Raw genomic sequence first — 18,602 nt, 5'->3', positions numbered from 1 at the left:
CGTTTCTCTGAATCATTCCAGTTTACTGTGTTTTTTTCAAGAAGAATGAAAGAACGACATTTATGATAGCTAAAATTAAACTGATCTTAAATACAAATGATGAACCAGTAGCTGCAGCAGTTGTTAAATCATTGGCTGCACCGGATAAGTAATCAGCTTGTTTCATAGAGAATAGAGATACCATTACCGCAATACCAATAGCTCCGGCTACTTGCTGAGACGTTTGTGTAATGGCAATACCATCTGGATAATATTGTCTAGGCAATGCGTTTAGTGTGTTTGTTTGTACGGAAGCTAAGACCATACCAACACCTAACATCATCACAATATGTGTCAATACCATTATCCAAAGAGCAGTATCTGTTCCATACGATGCATACAGTCCATATCCAATGACAACAAGGATTGTACCTGGAGTAATTACGGCACGCGGTCCGTATTTGTCGAATAATTTACCAATTAACGGTGCAAGTACACAGTTGATTAAACTGCCGGGAAGCATCATTAAGCCTGTTACAAATGCTGAAACGATAAGGGCCATTTGCATATACATCGGTAAAACAACAAGCATGGATAGCATGTTAAGGAAGGTAATAATATTCATTACAAGACCTAATACGAACATTGGATACTTAAATGCTTTCATGTTTAACATTGGGTGTTCCATCTTAGTTTGACGGATGCAGAAGAATACCAGTGCAATTAAGCCAACAATGATGCTCCCTAATACGGTTGAACTTGTCCAACCAAGATCTCCGCCGACACTCACACCGTATACAACACCGCCAAAACCAATTGTCGATAATACGACGGATAAAATATCAATGGATACATTGCGAATTTCGTTGACGTTCGGAATAAATTTATAGCCAAAGATTAAAGAAAATAATAAGAATGGAATCGTAAACCAGAAAATCCAATTCCAAGATAAGGTGTCTAAAATCATACCGGCTAGCGTTGGTCCAAAAGCAGGGCCTGCTAAAATAACTAATCCCATTGTTCCCATGGCCGCTCCACGTTTATTTGGAGCGAATATAGTGAAAATAACACTTTGTGTTAACGGTAGAATAATAGCTAATCCTGCTGCTTGTATGACACGGGCTGTTAGAAGCACGCTAAATACCGGTGCCAATGCAGCTAAAACTGTTCCGATAAGGGAGAAAAATAAAGACGCCATGAACATTTGGCGTGTTGTGAATTTTTGCATTAGAATACCTGTAACTGGTACTAAAATACCAAGTGTTAAAAAGTAGCCTGTTGCCAACCACTGAATGGTTGTTGCATCCACACTAAAAATCTGGCTTAATTCTCCTAATGCTATATTTAAAGCTGTTTCACTAAAAAGTCCGACAAATCCTGCTACCAAGAGGGCAGCCATTATCGGTCCCGTTTTGATTTGTTTATTCACTTGTTATAACTCCTCTAAAAATAAATTATTCGTAATTTCGAGATTGCTCTCAGAGAGAAACGCATTTGTAGAGCAAAAATCCCCCTTCATTGGAAGCCTCATCACTAAAGAAACAGGAGAATCCAGAATCTTCCGAAAAAAGATTCGATAAAACCTTTGATTATAAAATTTTCTCAATTAAAATCAGACTCTTACAAACATACATACTTAAACTATATTAGGGTGAATCTTCACTCACCTATATTTGCTAACTGTAAAGCAAGTCATTGTCTCTATGTTTTTTAGTCATTGATTCGTTGTTAATCACTCCACTTGGGCATTAATTATTGATAATTTGAGATAAATCCAGTATTCGCAAGTAGAATCATACTTCTTTCAAATGGTGAGAGAACGAAACTTTTTCTATATTTCGTAGGATCCAACACCTGTATATCCTTTTGGCGGGATAGTCCATTGCATTCGAAATAATCAGCAGTTTTGTATCCCTCCTGTTAGTACACCTCCACCATACTAACCAGTCAGTCTGTTTTTCACTATAACAAAATATTTCTTCTTGTGTAAGTAATTTGTTTTTTTTGTGACAATATTTTTTATAATTGATCTTTTTATGGATTAGGAGTGTTATGCATGAGGGTAAAAAAGAAACCTTTCTATACCAAGGATGAATCAGTATATAAATCTATTTGAAATGTATCCTCTTACATGTATAGCAGGGTAAACACGCACTAAATTAGGAAGTGGATTGTATTTTTAGGTAATTCATATACTGAATAATATTATTTCAAAATAATAAAAAGCGATGGCTAGATTAACTGGTTAGTAGTGATGGTTTCATACAGGGGGAAGTTTATTCTATCTAAATTAAACTATTGAAAAATATTCATTGATAGGCAGTTCCCAATTTATTATCCTTTGAATACCTATTTCAATACTGACCACCAAGAAAATATTAAATAAAATCATCCTGTGATACATTATTATTTAAGATGTAAAATATTTGAAATTGTAGTGATAATGAGGATATTTCCAAATAGATAATTCTACTTACCTGACCAGTGGATCCCTCATTGTACTTTGGCAAATAAAGTGTCGACAGATAAGTTAACTGAAGCATTTCACTATTGTCTGAATAGCCATCAAACCATAGTAGGCGAGATGAGAGAAGTTGCTCTTATTCAATTGGCTGATGAGGGTATAGCCAGTGTTCATGTACCGATTATATTCTCGAAAAAACTAGGTTTGTCAGGTCAAAGATATTAGGTGTATTGCATGCATTAACGCAAATAGATACAGATAGTATTCGTTCAACGTTTTAAGAAAGGTATACATAAATAAGCGAATTGTAAAAAAGGGGATGTAATGACCGAATGGCTCAATGGGAAACAAGAATAATTGAAACATCTCGAGGTGATTTTGAGATTTTTGTTAAAGGTGAAGGGTTTCCACTTTGTGTTACTCATCATTACTCAGAGTTTAATGATACAGGGGATTACTTTGCCGAGGCCTTTACTAAAACAAATAAAGTATTTCTAATAAACTTAAGAGAAGCTGGTAATTCAGAGAAAGCTTATGAGCCTTATCAGCTAAGTATGTTGGAAACGATATTTGATTTAGAGGCCATTCGTGAAGAATTAGGATTTTCTAAGTGGGGGTTTGCAGGGCATTCAACAGGAGGTATGTTAGGGATTATTTATGGGATTTACTATTCAGAACATCTTGCCTTTACTATAATCGTTGGTGCAGCAGCGAGAGAGTATATGACGTTTTCTGAGGATTGCATTTATAATCCCAAGCATCCTAGCTTTAAGAGGATGCAGGAATTAAACGAATTCTTAAAGCGTAAGGATATTCCATCAGGTGAGAGAAATAAACTTAAAATAGAAAGGACAAAACTATCCTTACTTGTATCTGAAAATTATAGTAAATATTTTTCACAAACTATTTACAAAGGGATATCTGCAAGTAGAATGAACTATTTTAATAGAGAAGTTCAAGTTTATGATGTTACGAGAAAATTGGCATTCATACATACTCCGACGTTAATAATTTGTGGAAGATATGACGTACAATGTCCAATCATGTATTCTATGGAACTTAGGGACTCTATACCAAATTCAAAATTAGTTATTATGGAAGAAAGTAATCACTATCCATTCCTAGAGGAAGCTCAAAAATTTAATAAGGAATATCATGTATTTATAAACGAAAAGGTTCTGCTTTCTGATTAAATAAAGTACATCTTTAAAAACTGTATAGAATAAAAAAAGGATTAACGGCATTAGGAGTCGAAAAGCTATAGTAATAGGTTGTTACTAGGACATAAGGAGTATGGAATCATGCTGAAAACTTTGCGTTATGTTTTTTCAACGTTAGTTTTAATATTTGTATTATACGGATTTATTACAAGAAGCTTTGCGTACCAACCATTTATGATTTTCTTCTTAGGGTTAATGATGTTAATCATTGGATTAGAAGAATATCAAAAAGGACGAAAACTGATTAGTTGGGTGGGGGTAGGTGGTTTTTTATTTGCTATGTATGTAGCTATTGAAGGTTTTATATTGAATCAACAATCTGAGGTACTGCAGTAGTACTTTTTGGAGCTTTCAGATTTATGATCAATATGTGTTCACTTCTTACATTTCAGATTATATTGTGAGTAATCATATTGTTTAGAGATCTGTCATAAACTGATCCATATCCGAATTAGTAAAAACCCCTAAAATAAATTGACAAGAAAATGTACTCGTGTTAAATTTATCCTTAATTAAAGAATTTTGAATTCAAGATAAATGTATTCGAATTAAAATCTCGAATTCAAAATAAAAATATATTGGAGGAATAAAAATGGCGAAATATATAGTTGACCAGTCTCATTCAACAATTGGCTTTGCAGTGAAACATATGATGGTATCAAAGGTAAAAGGAAAATTTGATTCGTATACAGCAGATATTGAAGCCACGGATTTGACAGATTTGACAACAGCTCAAATTGCATTTCAATTTGATCCAGCAAGTATTAACACTTTTTCAGAGGATCGTGATACACACTTGAAATCTGCTGAATTTTTTGATGTGGAAGCATATCCGACAATCGAATTTAAATCTACAAGCATTACAAGAGCTGGGGATGACTATAAAGTAACTGGTGATCTGACTATTAAGGATGTAACAAAGTCAGTTACATTCGATGTTGAATTTGGCGGAAAAGGGAAAAATCCTTGGGGAGTTGAAGTATACGGTTTTGAAGGGGACGCGAAGATTAACCGAGAAGATTTTGGTCTTACTTATAATGCAGCACTTGAAACGGGCGGCGTTTTAATTGGTAAAGATATTAAAATAGAAATAGAGTTAGAGATTAACCCGGCAGCATAAGTTTAAGTGTTCTTCTAAAGGGAAAGAAGAAAGAATGATGATGTCTTCTAAAGTGGGTAATTTAAGAGTGAATCTCCTCTTCTTTTTACCTGATATCTCGAATTCGAGATAAATAGTTAATGGGGGTATAGGTATGATAGTGCATGAATTAAGAGGATTGCATCACGTAACTGCCATTACGAGCAGTGCAGAAAAAATTTATGAATTCTTTACAGAAGTTCTTGGTGTACGTCTGGTGAAGAAAACCGTCAACCAGGATGATATTAAAACGTATCATTTATTTTTTTCAGATGATGTCGGCTCCCCGGGTACAGATATGACCTTCTTTGATTTCCCTGGTATCCCAAGAGGAATCCATGGAAACAATGAAATTTCGAAAACATCTTTCCGTGTTCCAAGTGATGGAGCTCTAGATTATTGGATTAAACGGTTTGATAAATACAATGTTAAACATACAGAAATTCAAGAATGGTTCGGTAAAAAAACAGTGTCTTTTACTGATTTTGATGATCAGTCATATCAACTAATTTCTGATCAGAATAATGATGGAGTAGCTACCGGAACGCCTTGGCAAAAGGGTCCTGTCCCATTGGAATACGCTATTACAGGATTGGGTCCAATATTTATTCGTACCTCTAATTTCGATTATTTAAAAAAACTAATGGAAGAGGTTTTGTTGTTTAGAGAGCTAGACAGCCATGAATCTTATAATTTGTTTGAAATGGGCGAAGGAGGCAATGGAGCACAGGTTATTGTAGAACACAATACAACTCTTCCACAGGCACAACAAGGCTTCGGTACAGTTCACCATGTGGCATTTCGCGTGAATGACCGTTCAGAGCTGAAGGATTGGCAAGTACGTTTGCAGGCATTTAATATACCCAATTCTGGCTATGTAGAACGTTATTATTTTGGTTCACTCTATGCAAGAGTGGCACCGCATATTTTATTTGAATTTGCAACGGACGGTCCTGGATTTATGGAGGATGAACCATACGAAACTCTTGGAGAAAAATTATCCTTGCCGCCATTTTTAGAAGAAAAACGAGAACAAATTGAAAGTATAGTTCGATCCATTGATACGGTTCGCAGTACCTTAACGTTTGAAAAAGAATACTTGTAAAGAGTAAGAACAGCATAATCAGCCATACATTATAAACAACTAAGCGAGGTGAAAATCCTCAAGGATATTTATTGTATAAGAAACTAACTCAGGGCTAATCGAAATTTTCGATTAGCCCTTTTATTTGTAATAGTAAATCCAGTTTTCTATTTAAGTAAATTAGATTATTTAAAAATTGTTACAATATTTTTGTAACTATTACAATTTTATTTAAATTATACCAAATTCATGTTATGATATCTGAGTTAACAAATAAAGCCATTTTGATTAAATTTTATTTATTTTAGAATAATTTGAAACCGTTTGCGTTTAGGGGTGAGAGTATGGCGGTAGATCCGAATGCACCAATTTTTAATATGGCAATGCGCACAGCAGATATGCTCGTTAAAATGTTTGGGCCGCGCTGTGAAGTGGCGGTACATGATTTTGCAGATTTAAAAAAATCAGTTGTCTATTTAGCAGGAAATGTTACTGGAAGAGAAATAGGCAGTCCATGTACGGATCTAGTATTAAATGAATTGACTAAACCTGTATCTGACATAGAGGATATTCCAAACTATAAAACCAGACTGATAAATGGAATCACAATGAAATCATCGACCATTTTTCTACGGGATTTAGAAAATCATGTTATTGGGGCTATTTGCATTAATTATGATATTTCAATGATGATTCAATACGAGGCAGAAATTCAGGATTTCATTTCTTTCACTGAAACTGAAGAGAAATCTGAAAACTTTTATTCGACCGTACAGGAAGTCATTCAAGATATGGTTGATCAAGTTTTATCCGGCTTTAAGAAAGCGCCATCCATGCTGAGTCTGGAAGAGAAAATAGAATGTGTAAGATTATTGCAGGAAAAAGGTGCTTTCCTTATTAAAGGTTCAACAGACTACTTAGCATCCGTTTTAGGAGTCTCGAAGTTTACAATCTATAATTATTTGCAAAAAATACGCACACAAATAGATTACCAATTAGAATATCAGGTGAAGTAAAGGAATCTATTACTTGTTGCTTAAGGTTTTGCACTATTTAGCTAAGCTTCTAATAGAATAAAAGCGATGGGGCTTTGTGAAATTACCAGAAGAAAATTTAGCTAACTAAAAAGCAGATTGAAAAAGGAGAAAAACATAATGAAGTATCGATCAGCATTTGATATAATTGGTCCGGTTATGATTGGCCCATCCAGTTCACATACAGCAGGAGCTGCCAAAATAGGAAGAGCAGCCAGAACCATATTTAGCAAACAACCAAAGCGAGCAATCATTTCGTTATACGGTTCTTTTGCAAAAACCTATAAAGGTCATGGAACAGACTTAGCCTTAATTGCTGGTCTACTGGATTTTGATACCTTTGATGAGCGGATTCCAGATGCATATAAATTCGCGGAACAGGCAGGAATGGAAGTTCAATTTCTGGTTGAAGAGGCTGTAGTTGAACATCCCAATACAGTTAAAATAAATTTGTTTGATGATGGAGATAAAAAGTTAGAATTAGTCGGCATTTCCATTGGTGGTGGAACGATTGAAATAACTGAAATAAATTCGTTTAAATTAAAGCTGTCAGGTGGGCAGCCAGCTATATTGGTTATTCACAGGGATCAATTTGGGCTGATATCATCGGTTACAAGTGTATTAGCTGAAAATGAGATTAATATCAGCCATATGGAGGTTTCGCGTAAAGAACGCGGAGACATCGCAATTATGGTTATTGAAATGGATCAAAAGCTTGATGAAGGAATCGTAGAAGAGCTTAGTTCATTGCCAAACGTAAACCATGTAATCCGTATGTAAAATTAAATATTGACAGCAAGAGGAGGAAAGAATATGTTTCGAAATGTGGCCGAGCTTGTACAGCTGGCGCAATCCAATAATGTTAAAATTTCCGAAATTATGATTAGGCAGGAAATGGAAGTGTCCGAGCGATCAAGAGAAGATATTATTGCTCAAATGGATGAGAACCTCGCAGTTATGGAACGGGCGGTAGAGAGAGGTCTTAACGGTGTTAAATCTCATTCTGGATTAACCGGAGGAGATGCGGTGTTACTACAAAACTATATTAATTCAGGTAAATCTCTATCTGGTAAACTTTTATTGGATGCTGTCAGCAAAGCAGTGGCAACCAATGAAGTAAATGCGGCAATGGGAGTTATTTGTGCCACACCGACAGCAGGTTCAGCCGGTGTTGTTCCCGGTACATTATTTGCCGTCAAAGAACAGCTTAATCCGACTAGAATGGAAATGATTGAATTCTTATTTACTACAGCGGCGTTTGGTTTTGTAGTAGCGAATAATGCATCCATTTCTGGTGCAGCAGGAGGTTGCCAGGCAGAAGTTGGATCAGCTAGTGCCATGGCGGCAGCTGCCATAGTCGAGATGGCTGGTGGAACACCGCAGCAATCCGCAGAAGCTTTTGCAATTACTATGAAAAATATGCTTGGTCTTGTATGTGACCCAGTTGCTGGGCTCGTTGAAGTTCCGTGTGTTAAACGAAATGCGATGGGAGCTTCAAATGCAATAACAGCAGCTGACATGGCGTTGGCGGGTGTAACAAGCCGTATCCCATGTGATGAAGTAATCAGTGCGATGTATGAAATCGGAAAGTCCATGCCATCTGCATTACGGGAAACAGCAGAAGGTGGACTTGCAGCCACTCCAACAGGTCGCAGATTGGAAGAAGAAATCTTCGGAAAACCAAAAGCTAAATTAGTAGATTACTTGTTGGCAAAATAATGAGAAGCGCCTGTCCGCATCAGGTTAAGATGCAGGCAGGCGCTTTTTAATTGTTTGGGATAGTGATTCTGAAATTGAATGCGATGGAATTCATTAATCCTCTTTATATGGATCAATAATCATGTAAGGTCTCATCATGTCATAATCTTCATGTTCTAGTACATGACAATGCCAAACATACAAGCCGCTGTATGGGGAGAAACGCATGATCAAGCGAGTAATCTCTCCAGGAGGGACAGCTACTGTGTCTTTCCAACCGTATTCATTTGGCTTTGGAGGCTGTGCAGGTCCAGTAAAGATAATGGTTCGGTCCTTGTTATAACGCTCCAAATCAAATGGTCGGCGATCAAGTATTTGAAATTGAATTAAATGAATATGAATCGGATGAGTAACGTTGGTTAGATTCATTAAACTCCAAATTTCAGTCGTATCTAAGCGTGGTTTTTCTGTCACTGGATCCATCCACATTTTATTATCGAGTAAAAGCAGAGTACGGCTGTATTGGTCGGTGGTACTTACCAATTTGAGGTTGCGAATGGCTGAAATGTTGCTGTGTTTTAAAGAGGGTATATAAGATAATCTGGTAGGAATACGGCTTTTGTCCTGGCTGGAAAGTGGCTGATTTACCCTGAATTGAAGGATATCGCCTGTTTGATCAGCTGGGTCTGCATTAGGTCCAAGATTATTTTTTAGTGTGATGGTTTTGCCTTCATATTGGCTGAAATCGATGATGACATCCATTCTTTCTGCAGGTTCAATAAGAATGCTATCCATCATTACTGTTTTTGGTAATAAACCGCCATCAGATCCAATTTGATAAAAAGATTGTCCGGAATCAAGTTCCATTTGGTAAGCTCGTGTATTCGAACCATTCAAAATACGGAAACGATATTTACGTGGCTCCACTTCTAAAAACGGCCATACTTTCCCATTTACAAGAATAGTGTCTCCAAGAAAGAATGGTCTGATGGAAGGATTTGGTGAACCTTCGGCAGGATTATTCGGCTGGCTTGGGTAAAATAAAGAGCCATCTTCATTGAATGTCCGGTCCTGTATCAATAGGGGAATTTCAAAGGAACCGCTAGGAAGTTTCAACGATTTTTCTTGTTCATCTCGAATAATATACATCCCGGCAAGACCGGCATATACATTCAATCTGGTAATGCCCATGGCGTGGTCATGATACCAGAGGGTAGCTCCACGCTGATTGTTTGGATATTCATATACTTTCCTTGTGAAAGCTTCGCCAACTTCCTTGAAATTATTTGTAAACCAGGCATCCGGGTATCCATCACTATCGGGGCGGGTTTCGCTGCCATGTAAATGTGTAACTGTTCGAACCTCCGGCATATGTTCTAAATGATGGAATGTTTTATCAACAGGAAGAAAGTGCTTGTCGGGAAGATTATTCTTCCATTTAACCTTTACAACCTCTCCCTGCTTGGCTTCTATAGTAGGGCCGGGATATTGGCTATTATAACCCCATAAGCGAGTTGGCGGTAAATCTCGGTGTAGCTTTTGTTTAAACTCCTGCATTCTTACTTCATAATACGTTCCGTTTCGACCAGTCTCCTGGGGATTCAGGGTTTTCATAATTTGGAGTGGATCCACGAACTTTTCCAGTTTTGGACTCATGTTGTCGGTCTCCTTTTTACAATATACATTAGACTATGATGAACAGGATGGTTTGAAATGGTCATTTGGACCAGTAAAGAGAGATAAATTAGTGAGAATAGCGGAGCGGGGATCGTTTAAAGAAAAAGTATTTAAAATTTTTAGCAATAAAAAAGGGAACAACAGACTGGCTGAAGTTCCCTGAATCTATTTATTTGAGTACCTTCCACAAATCAGTTCCAGTTGAGAATGATGAAGCAATAAATGAAACCGAAAATGAGAAGACTGCTGAAATGCCTGCTTAATTTTGCTAAAATAAGGGTAATTATGCTGAAGGAGCTTAGAAATGGCTATCCAAATCTTTATATTAAGCAAACTGATGGAGGATAATAATTATCCTTATAAATTAAAAAAGCAGCTTTCAGAGCCAATTCCATTGGATCAATTAGGTGGATTAACAGAAAGCAAACTGTACTATCACTTTGAATCGTTGGTTAAACAGGGATTGGTTGAACAAGTAGAAATTATAAAAGAGGAACATCGTCCGGATAAACAAGTTTTTGCGATTACAGATAAGGGACGTGAAGAGCTTCCTAAGAAAATATACAAACTGTTAGAAAATGCTGAGGATATCAGTGATATGATAGTAGGTATAGCCAATATCAGGTATGTCGATCGTGATCGGGTTCTAGCTATTCTCAACAAGAAATCAGAGCATATCCGTACTCATTGGATGCATATCAAAAATTTTGAAAAAAAGGTTGAAGTAGACGAAGAAAACAAGAACCTTGTAGAGTTTATAGGGGAGTATGTGACTGCTAGAGTAGATCATACTATTTACTGGTTGGAAGAGTTAATCAAACATATCAAACAGGGAAAAATATAAATTAACAGGACTATAATTTTTTTGAAAATCACAAAATATTTGGAGAGTTTAAGGCGCCACAAATGTTAGAGTCTACTAACAATTGTGGTGCCTTTTATATGCTGCCTATTAAAGTGTTGGCGATACCTATCTAGAAGGAGAGGTGTTCTGTAAAAATGAAATATAGATTGGTCAGCTTCTCACCAATAAACTCCTATATTTTATTTCTACTAAAATTGGGCACAAAGATTTTCTCATTTATAAAGGTACATATATTTATGGTTCTTTTATCTACTTCACAGAATTATCATTCACCATACAACATTAGATAACTGCTGTTTTTAAAAATTCTGGTAGAAATATAGGATAAATTTCATGTATTTTTTTTGAAAAAAGAGGTTTAAAACTTAGAAATACCATATCATTTGCAATCTTTTTAACCTGTAATTTATAGTAATAATAGAAGTTGTTTATAATTATTATAGATTGAAATTAATTCCAAAGATGGTACTCCTTAATACTGTATATTCATCATACAGGGGTTATAAGGAGAGCTATTAAAAGAGGAGGTTTTCAGTATGGCAGAGAACAAAGATCATAATGGTTCAAAGAAAGAAGAAATGAAACGCGAGACTTTGACAACTCGTCAGGGCCATCCAGTAACGGATAACCAAAATATCCGCACAGTCGGAAATCGTGGACCTGCAACACTTGAGAACTATCACTTTATTGAAAAGATTTCCCACTTTGACCGTGAGGAAGTACCTGAGCGTGTCGTTCATGCTCGTGGTGCAGGAGCATTTGGATATTTCGAAACATATGGAAAAGTTGGCGATGAGCCAGTAGAAAAATATACTCGTGCAAAAGTATTTTCCGGTGCTGGAAAACGTACTCCATTAATGGTTCGTTTCTCTACAGTGGCAGGTGCAAAAGATTCATCTGAAACAGCACGTGATCCACGTGGATTTGCTGTTAAAATGTATACAGAAGACGGTAACTGGGATTTGGTTGGGAACAACCTTAAAATTTTCTTTATCCGTGATGCAATGAAATTCCCTGATATGATTCATGCATTTAAAGTGGATCCAGCTTCAAACGTGGCAGATCCTAGAAGGATGTTTGATTTTGTTTCCCGCACACCTGAAGCAACACATATGATTACATTCCTATTCTCTCCATGGGGTATTCCAGCAACATACCGCCACATGCAGGGATCTGGTGTAAATACGTATAAATGGGTAAATGATAAAGGCGAAGCAGTGTTGGTTAAATATCACTGGGAGCCAAAACAAGGAATTCGTAACTTGACACAAGAAGATGCAGATTCTATCCAGGCTAAAACAACTGCCCATGCAACACAGGATTTATATGAAGCGATTGAACGTGGAGAATACCCTGAATGGGAGTTATATGTACAAATTATGGAGGATGATTATCATCCTGAACTTGATTTTGATCCTCTTGATGATACTAAACTATGGCCAGAGGACAAATTCCCATGGTTGCCAGTTGGTAAAATGGTATTAGATCGTAATCCGGTCGATTATCATGCTGAAATTGAACAAGCTGCCTTCGGTACTGGAGTTCTTGTTGATGGTATGGATTTCTCAGACGATAAAATGCTGCAAGGACGTACATTCTCCTACTCTGATACACAACGTTATCGTGTAGGACCGAACTATCTTAAATTGCCAGTGAATGCACCAAAAGTGCCAGTTCGCACTAATCAGCATCGCGGCCAAATGGATGTTCGCGATCCAAAAGAATCCGGAGATAATCCGCATATTAACTATGAGCCATCTATGGTTGGCGGATTCCAGGAAGCAAGTAAAGAAGAACGTCCGCAACACCGTCCAACATACAATGCTGCAGTCATGAGTGAACCAATTGACCGTCCTAACAACTTTGGTCAAGCAGGTGAAACATATCGCAGCTTTGAGGATTGGGAACGTGATGAGTTAATTAACAACCTATCCAATGCTCTTGCAATTTGTGATAAACGTATTCAAGATGCCATGGTGGAATACTTCACTCAAGCAGATGAAGAATATGGACGCCGTGTAAGAGAAGGCATCGAAATGAAAATGAAAGAATTAGCAGAAATGAAGGAAGAATCTGCAGTACCAGGCCGTGAAGCAGGTAAATCCAGATTCGGTCAAGGTACGGCAGCAGCAATGGAAGCAACAAAAGATGCTGTGAAGAAAAGCCATGAGGCTGATCCATATTAATAGATGGACTAAAAGAAACTGCCAGTCAATTTGACTGGCAGTTTTTTAATGACGATTTGTTATTGAAGCAATAGAAGTAGTTAGAGATAAATGATAGAAAGAGAGGATTCCCTTTATTAAATCGCCTTCCCAATATGATAATTAGGAACTTTGGTTTTCAGAATCTTCATACATGATTTCGTTCATATCTTCAATCAATTGCTTCAAGTCTTCCTGATGTCTTAATGCAGCAAAACGCAAAGAAGATACAAATAGAGGATAAATATAAGTGAGGCTGATAAATTCTAGATAATCATTGAGATTACTGGCCTCTTCGGGATCTATAGCCACCCCTGTTGAAATCATATAATCATAATCTTCTTCTGCAGCATAAGCGATTTCAAACATTTGGTGACCAGCATCATTATTAGCTTGTTCTGCCACTTTTTCGATTTCCTCCATTAAATAATCAATATTGACGCTTAAATAGAGGGCAGCTTGCGGAAGGAAATTATAATCAGCATAGAGTACTAAATAACCGTCTCCTTCACCTTCTTCCCAGATTGGATACAGGGTAGGTGATATTCCCGGAAAAGGAAAATCGGGTATTTCCTCAAAATGGAAATATGTTTGCTTAGCTCTTTTTCCATAGCTTACTAGATCTTCATAAGTAATCTCCTCAGCCAGCTTGCCACTAATAGAATTTCCTTGGCCAGTTTTAATCATCGCCTTTTTCATTAGCCTTCCACTCCTTTATAATTCGTTTTATCCTCTTTTTCAAGGGTACTAATCATAGGAAATATAGAACGTGTACTTTGGTAATAATTTAAAACTACTGAGGTTTTTATCTCTACAAGCGTTTTAAAAAGCTAAAAACCTAACCTAAATAAACGTTTCCTTTAGATTTTTTCTTTGGTTAGGAAGGAATGGTTTTTTAGTGATTAGTAATGTGTTTTTATTAGCAGAGCAAAATCGTTATTCCAAATATCCTCTTGTTTATTAATATATGTAATATTATGACATCAATAAAAACAAATATAAATAGAATCTAAGAAAATAAACGGACATTATATGTGATATTTAACAAAAATAGATAATATTATATAATATATTTAGAATTCAATTATTTTGAACTTTTATCATTGGTGTATAAAAGGAGAATGTAGGAATGAAAAGTTATGGAGGCTTTTGGATACGTTTTTTAGCTAGTTTGTTAGATGGAATTATAGTGGGTATACCTTTTTCAATCTTTCTTATTTATGTTTTTGGAGTAGCAGATGATGGGACGCTAGATATTGTTATCAATGCAATCTATGGAATTTATAATTTGATTCTTCCTCTTGTATGGGATGGATATGTCATTGGTAAGCGTATAATGTCAATCCAGATACAAAGAATGGATGGAGAGAAGCTAACGTTTGCTACGGTATTCGTCCGAGAAATAATTGGGAAGATTATATTGGTAGCTGTCACTTTAGGTTTAGTAGCCATCATAAGTGTATTTATGGTTGCATTCAGAAAAGATAAAAGAGCCGTTCATGATTTGATGGCTGGTACTTGTATTGTTAAGAATGGCTAATCATCTTGCAAAATAATTTGAATTAAAAGAAGGAGTCCAAAGGGGCTCCTTTTAAAATTAGGCAAAAGCTTTTAAGTGAAATGGAGGTACTGATCATTGGTTTTTGTATATGGTCCCTATACAATCTGAGAGAAATATTGTAAATCAATTGTTGGTATTTGCTGGCTTGCCAAACCTTGTGAGGGCTCTTTCATTTTTTAAATGACTATAAATGTTAGCAATTACAGATATATAAATCTGCTATTATGTTAAAATATTCCTGTATAGAAATAGTGTACAGGAGCTGAAAATAGATGAAGAAAGCTTTATTTGCAATGATAGGATTATGGTCCATTTTCTTATTGATGGGATGTAATTCGGAAGAGGAAAGTAAAGAAGAAGGACAGGATATAAGGGAAATGGTTCAAGAATATAGTACAGGGAGTTTTGAGAATGTCTCTGCGTCCATTACATCACATAAATTAATTGTAAAGGATGATAAGGAGAAGTCTTATGATCTTCCTGAGGAAGAGTTTTTTGTTTCCATTGCACCCTATGTTAAAGAGACTCATCCATGTGAAATCCACAGTTTAACAGGCTGCCAGGGGGAAATGGTTAATAAGGATTTCAATGTATATATTCAAGATGAAGATGGCAAGGTCATTATTGATGAAGCGATGACTTCCTTGGAAAATGGGTTTATAGATATATGGTTACCACGGGACAAAACATATCAGGTAAGAATTAACTATGGAGAAAAAACATCAGAAACGACAATTTCCACCTTTAAGGACGATAATACCTGCATTACTACAATGCAATTAATATAGGTGTCTATTCAAAAATATATTTGAGAGTTAGTATCCAGTGATTTAAAAAAGTAAATAAATTAGATACTACAACTAAAAATTCCAGTTAATATAAAAAGATACCACCCTATAAGCAAAAGTAAAATCCGCCCGTTCGAAAAGATGGGCGGATTTTTTTAATAATGCTGGTATCTATTTGGTTACAGTGCTTATAAATCATTTAACGAAATAATATCCCCACTCGAGGCGTGTACACCATAGTGACAATCTAATAGTCCGCATAATATATATTTATTTTGCTGAGAATCAAAGACATAACGAGGTGTCAGTTCAAAATGATCTTTAATTTTTTGATAAGCTTCGTTTTTATTAATCAAAACTTCTTCTGAACAAGAAAAATGGTCAAATTGTTCAATAAATAGTTGATTATCTACGTAATTAATAGCTTGCAAACTCTTCGCATCAAAAATAACCATAAGCTTTCTATGAAAAACACATTTAGTGTCTTCTTGATTTAACCGTAATATTGCGTGGATGTATCCCTGATCACGGTGCAGAGTTTTCAATGTCCAATTTCCTGATTCATTTGAATACATCTGGCGCAAAAATTCAGTGACCCCTACTATACAATTTTCTTTCTCAGCTTTACTAATTGGAAATGAATCCGGGCTCTGCTCATTGGATATAGCTTGTTCGAATGATACATCCCAACTCAAATTAAGTTCCTGTCTTTCAAATGGTTTTAGGCTGGGTTCATCCCAATAAATAGATTTATTTATTTCCAAGGGTCTCATATCTCTGTTGAAATCAAATGGGATGACAGATTTCTGTTCGTTAGTAACATAAATTTCTTCCATGCCATAAACGGGGATGAGTTGTTCCGATTCAAAGGATGGGAAATTGAGTAACTTTAATTGGTTCCATGCAAGGTGTTCTATTGATTCAAGAGATAGTGTGTATGCTTCTTTCTTTACCATATCATTGGATGGAAATAGACCATATTTGGAGTAGAGGGTGAGGTTACCATTATGATCTGTAATTACTTTAATATGACCTGAGGGAGATAAATATATATCATCAAAGCATGCTTCAAAGTTAAATTCCCCATTTTCTTCTTTATGAAATTTAAAGTGCTTCCCATATGACAAACCAGTTTCTTGTTCAATCCAGTTTACAACGGTGTCTCTATTAACTTCAGTAAATCTAATACCATTTGCAAAAGATATATCGCCTACAAAAATTACTCTCTCATATTTTAGGCTATTGAGATCTAATTCAATAACTGCAGTACCCACAGGGTTAAGATCATCTTCCTCTTGTTCCTCCGCATGATTAGGAAACCACTCCATCTCAAGGAAATATACCGTCTCATTTAAGATATTTAACTTGCGAGACAATGAATGTCGTTTCAGATAATAGTTATCCAAACCAAATTTAATATTTGTAGAATCAATTAATTTGTTTATTTTTATATTCATATTTTGCACCTACCCCTTTATAAACAAAACGCATATTACTCTAATTATACAGAAGAGTGAGCTTTGGGTTGTATATTAATTGTTCTGCAATTATGAGTTATGACAGTAATTCATATAAAACATAGATAAATAGTTGGAATTAACTATTGACGCAATGTTTGGATAAATTGTAAGATTATTCTTAATCATTAATTTGATAAAAATACTCGGGATTAAAAAATTTAGCGGTATTTGAGGTGTTCAAATGACAGAACGATTTTATGACCAATTAAGTAAAGACTTTGAGGAGATGGTTTCATGGAGGAGATATTTACATCAAAATCCGGAATTGTCATTTCAGGAGTCCCACACTGCTAAATTCATTGCAGATAAGCTGCGAAGCTTTGGGATCAACGTGAAGGAACAGGTTGGAGGAAATGGAGTGATTGGTGTTATTGAGGGCAATCAACCTGGAAAAACCATTGCCTTTCGAGCTGATTTTGATGCTTTACCAATCCATGATGAAAAGAACGTTGAGTATAAATCAAGTGTTGACGGAGTCATGCACGCTTGCGGTCACGATGGACATACATCGGCTTTACTTGCGGTAGCGAGAGTATTAAACAATCATCGCAATCAATTAAAAGGGAAAGTAGTTTTATTATTTCAACATGCGGAGGAGAAACCACCAGGCGGAGCAAAATTTATGATAGAAGACGGTGCTTTGGATGGTGTGGATTTCATCTTTGGTGGGCATCTGGCGACTGATTTGCCTGTGGGGAAGATTGCAACAAGACCGGGTCCTGTCATGGCATCTGTTGACGCTTTTAAAATCACCTTGCAGGGGAAAGGAGGACATGGTGCAAGACCGCATCAAACTATTGATAGTGTAGCAATTGGGAGCAGGTTGGTTACTCATCTGCAGGAGATCGTCAGCCGCCGCGTTGATCCAGTTGAACCGGCTGTTGTAACGGTTGGAAGCTTTCATGCAGGAAATGCCTTTAATATCATTGCAGATTCGGCTGTTTTGGAAGGAACTGTTCGTGCTATGAATTCAGGAGTCCGTCAACAAATCGAGTCCGAGATTCGTGCCATTCTGGATGGGATAAAGGCTGCTGACAGAATAGATTATTCGTTAGAGTATCTCCATGGATATCCTGTCCTGGTCAATCATAAAGAGGAAGCCTTATTAATTGAAAAATTAGTGAAAGAAACGATTTCTTTTGATGCTTTTGTTGAAAAAGACATCGTCCTTGGAGCGGAGGATTTTGCTTATTATCTGGAAGAGAGGCCAGGGGCATACTTCCATGTTGGAGCGCATAATGAACGGGCAGAAACACAGTACCCTCACCATCATCCGCGATTTGATTTTGATGAAAAGGCATTGCTGCAGTTAAGCCGTATATTTCTACAATTAGCCAATCATTATTTAGTAACAGACTAGGGGGAAGATT

The 18,602-nt window shown here is 36.3% G+C and carries 17 protein-coding genes; 13 read left to right on the top strand and 4 right to left on the bottom strand.

Going from position 1 to position 18,602, the window contains the following annotated elements; all coding sequences use genetic code 11:
* Nucleotides 1–22 precede the first annotated feature (22 nt).
* Nucleotides 23–1,408: a DHA2 family efflux MFS transporter permease subunit gene (locus AC4D4B_RS08850; RefSeq protein ID WP_490995380.1), complete on the bottom strand. Its 1,386-nt coding sequence runs from the start codon at nucleotides 1,406–1,408 to the stop codon at nucleotides 23–25.
* 1,074 nt (nucleotides 1,409–2,482) lie between these two features.
* Here AC4D4B_RS08850 and AC4D4B_RS08845 point away from each other — a divergent pair.
* From AC4D4B_RS08845 to sdaAA, 8 genes are all read left to right on the top strand, one after another.
* On the top strand, nucleotides 2,483–2,668 hold the full coding sequence (locus tag AC4D4B_RS08845; protein ID WP_490999701.1) for a hypothetical protein: 186 nt from the start codon (nucleotides 2,483–2,485) through the stop codon (nucleotides 2,666–2,668).
* Between the two features lie 107 nt (nucleotides 2,669–2,775).
* A complete protein-coding gene (locus AC4D4B_RS08840; RefSeq protein WP_490999700.1) occupies nucleotides 2,776–3,636 on the top strand; it encodes an alpha/beta fold hydrolase in 861 nt (286 codons plus the stop codon).
* A 108-nt stretch (nucleotides 3,637–3,744) separates the two neighbouring features.
* On the top strand, nucleotides 3,745–3,999 hold the full coding sequence (locus AC4D4B_RS08835; RefSeq protein WP_490999699.1) for a DUF3953 domain-containing protein: 255 nt from the start codon (nucleotides 3,745–3,747) through the stop codon (nucleotides 3,997–3,999).
* 256 nt (nucleotides 4,000–4,255) lie between these two features.
* On the top strand, nucleotides 4,256–4,783 hold the full coding sequence (locus AC4D4B_RS08830) for a YceI family protein (RefSeq protein ID WP_490999698.1): 528 nt from the start codon (nucleotides 4,256–4,258) through the stop codon (nucleotides 4,781–4,783).
* Between the two features lie 133 nt (nucleotides 4,784–4,916).
* Nucleotides 4,917–5,906 (top strand): ring-cleaving dioxygenase, encoded by a 990-nt coding sequence (locus AC4D4B_RS08825; RefSeq protein WP_490999697.1) that lies wholly within the window; start codon nucleotides 4,917–4,919, stop codon nucleotides 5,904–5,906.
* A 323-nt stretch (nucleotides 5,907–6,229) separates the two neighbouring features.
* Nucleotides 6,230–6,901 carry a helix-turn-helix transcriptional regulator gene (locus tag AC4D4B_RS08820; protein ID WP_490999696.1) on the top strand — a complete coding sequence of 224 codons (672 nt, stop codon included), beginning with the start codon at nucleotides 6,230–6,232 and terminating at the stop codon, nucleotides 6,899–6,901.
* A 138-nt stretch (nucleotides 6,902–7,039) separates the two neighbouring features.
* Nucleotides 7,040–7,699, top strand: a complete 660-nt coding sequence (gene sdaAB, locus AC4D4B_RS08815) for an L-serine ammonia-lyase, iron-sulfur-dependent subunit beta (RefSeq protein ID WP_490995374.1) — start codon at nucleotides 7,040–7,042, stop codon at nucleotides 7,697–7,699.
* Nucleotides 7,700–7,732: 33 nt separating this feature from the next.
* Complete coding sequence (gene sdaAA, locus AC4D4B_RS08810; RefSeq protein WP_490995373.1) at nucleotides 7,733–8,638, top strand: L-serine ammonia-lyase, iron-sulfur-dependent, subunit alpha; 906 nt, start codon at nucleotides 7,733–7,735, stop codon at nucleotides 8,636–8,638.
* A 93-nt stretch (nucleotides 8,639–8,731) separates the two neighbouring features.
* Here the strand turns inward: sdaAA and AC4D4B_RS08805 are convergent, their stop codons facing one another.
* The gene (locus tag AC4D4B_RS08805) at nucleotides 8,732–10,273 is read right to left on the bottom strand and encodes a multicopper oxidase family protein (protein ID WP_490999695.1); all 1,542 of its coding nucleotides are present in this window, start codon (nucleotides 10,271–10,273) and stop codon (nucleotides 8,732–8,734) included.
* A gap of 325 nt (nucleotides 10,274–10,598) precedes the next feature.
* Between AC4D4B_RS08805 and AC4D4B_RS08800 the strand changes: the two genes are divergently transcribed.
* Nucleotides 10,599–11,138, top strand: a complete 540-nt coding sequence (locus AC4D4B_RS08800; RefSeq protein WP_490999694.1) for a PadR family transcriptional regulator — start codon at nucleotides 10,599–10,601, stop codon at nucleotides 11,136–11,138.
* Nucleotides 11,139–11,695: 557 nt separating this feature from the next.
* Nucleotides 11,696–13,345, top strand: coding sequence for a catalase (locus AC4D4B_RS08795; RefSeq protein ID WP_066101268.1), 1,650 nt, complete (start codon nucleotides 11,696–11,698; stop codon nucleotides 13,343–13,345).
* A gap of 141 nt (nucleotides 13,346–13,486) precedes the next feature.
* On the opposite strand, the gene AC4D4B_RS08790 is transcribed toward AC4D4B_RS08795, so the two are convergent.
* Complete coding sequence (locus tag AC4D4B_RS08790) at nucleotides 13,487–14,062, bottom strand: hypothetical protein (protein WP_490999693.1); 576 nt, start codon at nucleotides 14,060–14,062, stop codon at nucleotides 13,487–13,489.
* 430 nt (nucleotides 14,063–14,492) lie between these two features.
* Between AC4D4B_RS08790 and AC4D4B_RS08785 the strand changes: the two genes are divergently transcribed.
* Nucleotides 14,493–14,903 carry an RDD family protein gene (locus AC4D4B_RS08785; protein WP_490999692.1) on the top strand — a complete coding sequence of 137 codons (411 nt, stop codon included), beginning with the start codon at nucleotides 14,493–14,495 and terminating at the stop codon, nucleotides 14,901–14,903.
* 293 nt (nucleotides 14,904–15,196) lie between these two features.
* The gene (locus AC4D4B_RS08780) at nucleotides 15,197–15,712 is read left to right on the top strand and encodes a CueP family metal-binding protein (protein WP_490999691.1); all 516 of its coding nucleotides are present in this window, start codon (nucleotides 15,197–15,199) and stop codon (nucleotides 15,710–15,712) included.
* A gap of 188 nt (nucleotides 15,713–15,900) precedes the next feature.
* Here the strand turns inward: AC4D4B_RS08780 and AC4D4B_RS08775 are convergent, their stop codons facing one another.
* On the bottom strand, nucleotides 15,901–17,169 hold the full coding sequence (locus AC4D4B_RS08775; protein WP_490999690.1) for a hypothetical protein: 1,269 nt from the start codon (nucleotides 17,167–17,169) through the stop codon (nucleotides 15,901–15,903).
* A 244-nt stretch (nucleotides 17,170–17,413) separates the two neighbouring features.
* Between AC4D4B_RS08775 and AC4D4B_RS08770 the strand changes: the two genes are divergently transcribed.
* A complete protein-coding gene (locus AC4D4B_RS08770; RefSeq protein ID WP_490999689.1) occupies nucleotides 17,414–18,592 on the top strand; it encodes a M20 metallopeptidase family protein in 1,179 nt (392 codons plus the stop codon).
* The last annotated feature ends 10 nt before the right edge of the window (nucleotides 18,593–18,602 follow it).

The sequence above is a fragment of the Pradoshia sp. Z6_59 genome (assembly GCF_058267515.1).
The sequence above is the reverse complement of the archived record's forward strand: the minus strand, read 5'-3'. Positions and strand labels throughout refer to the sequence as shown.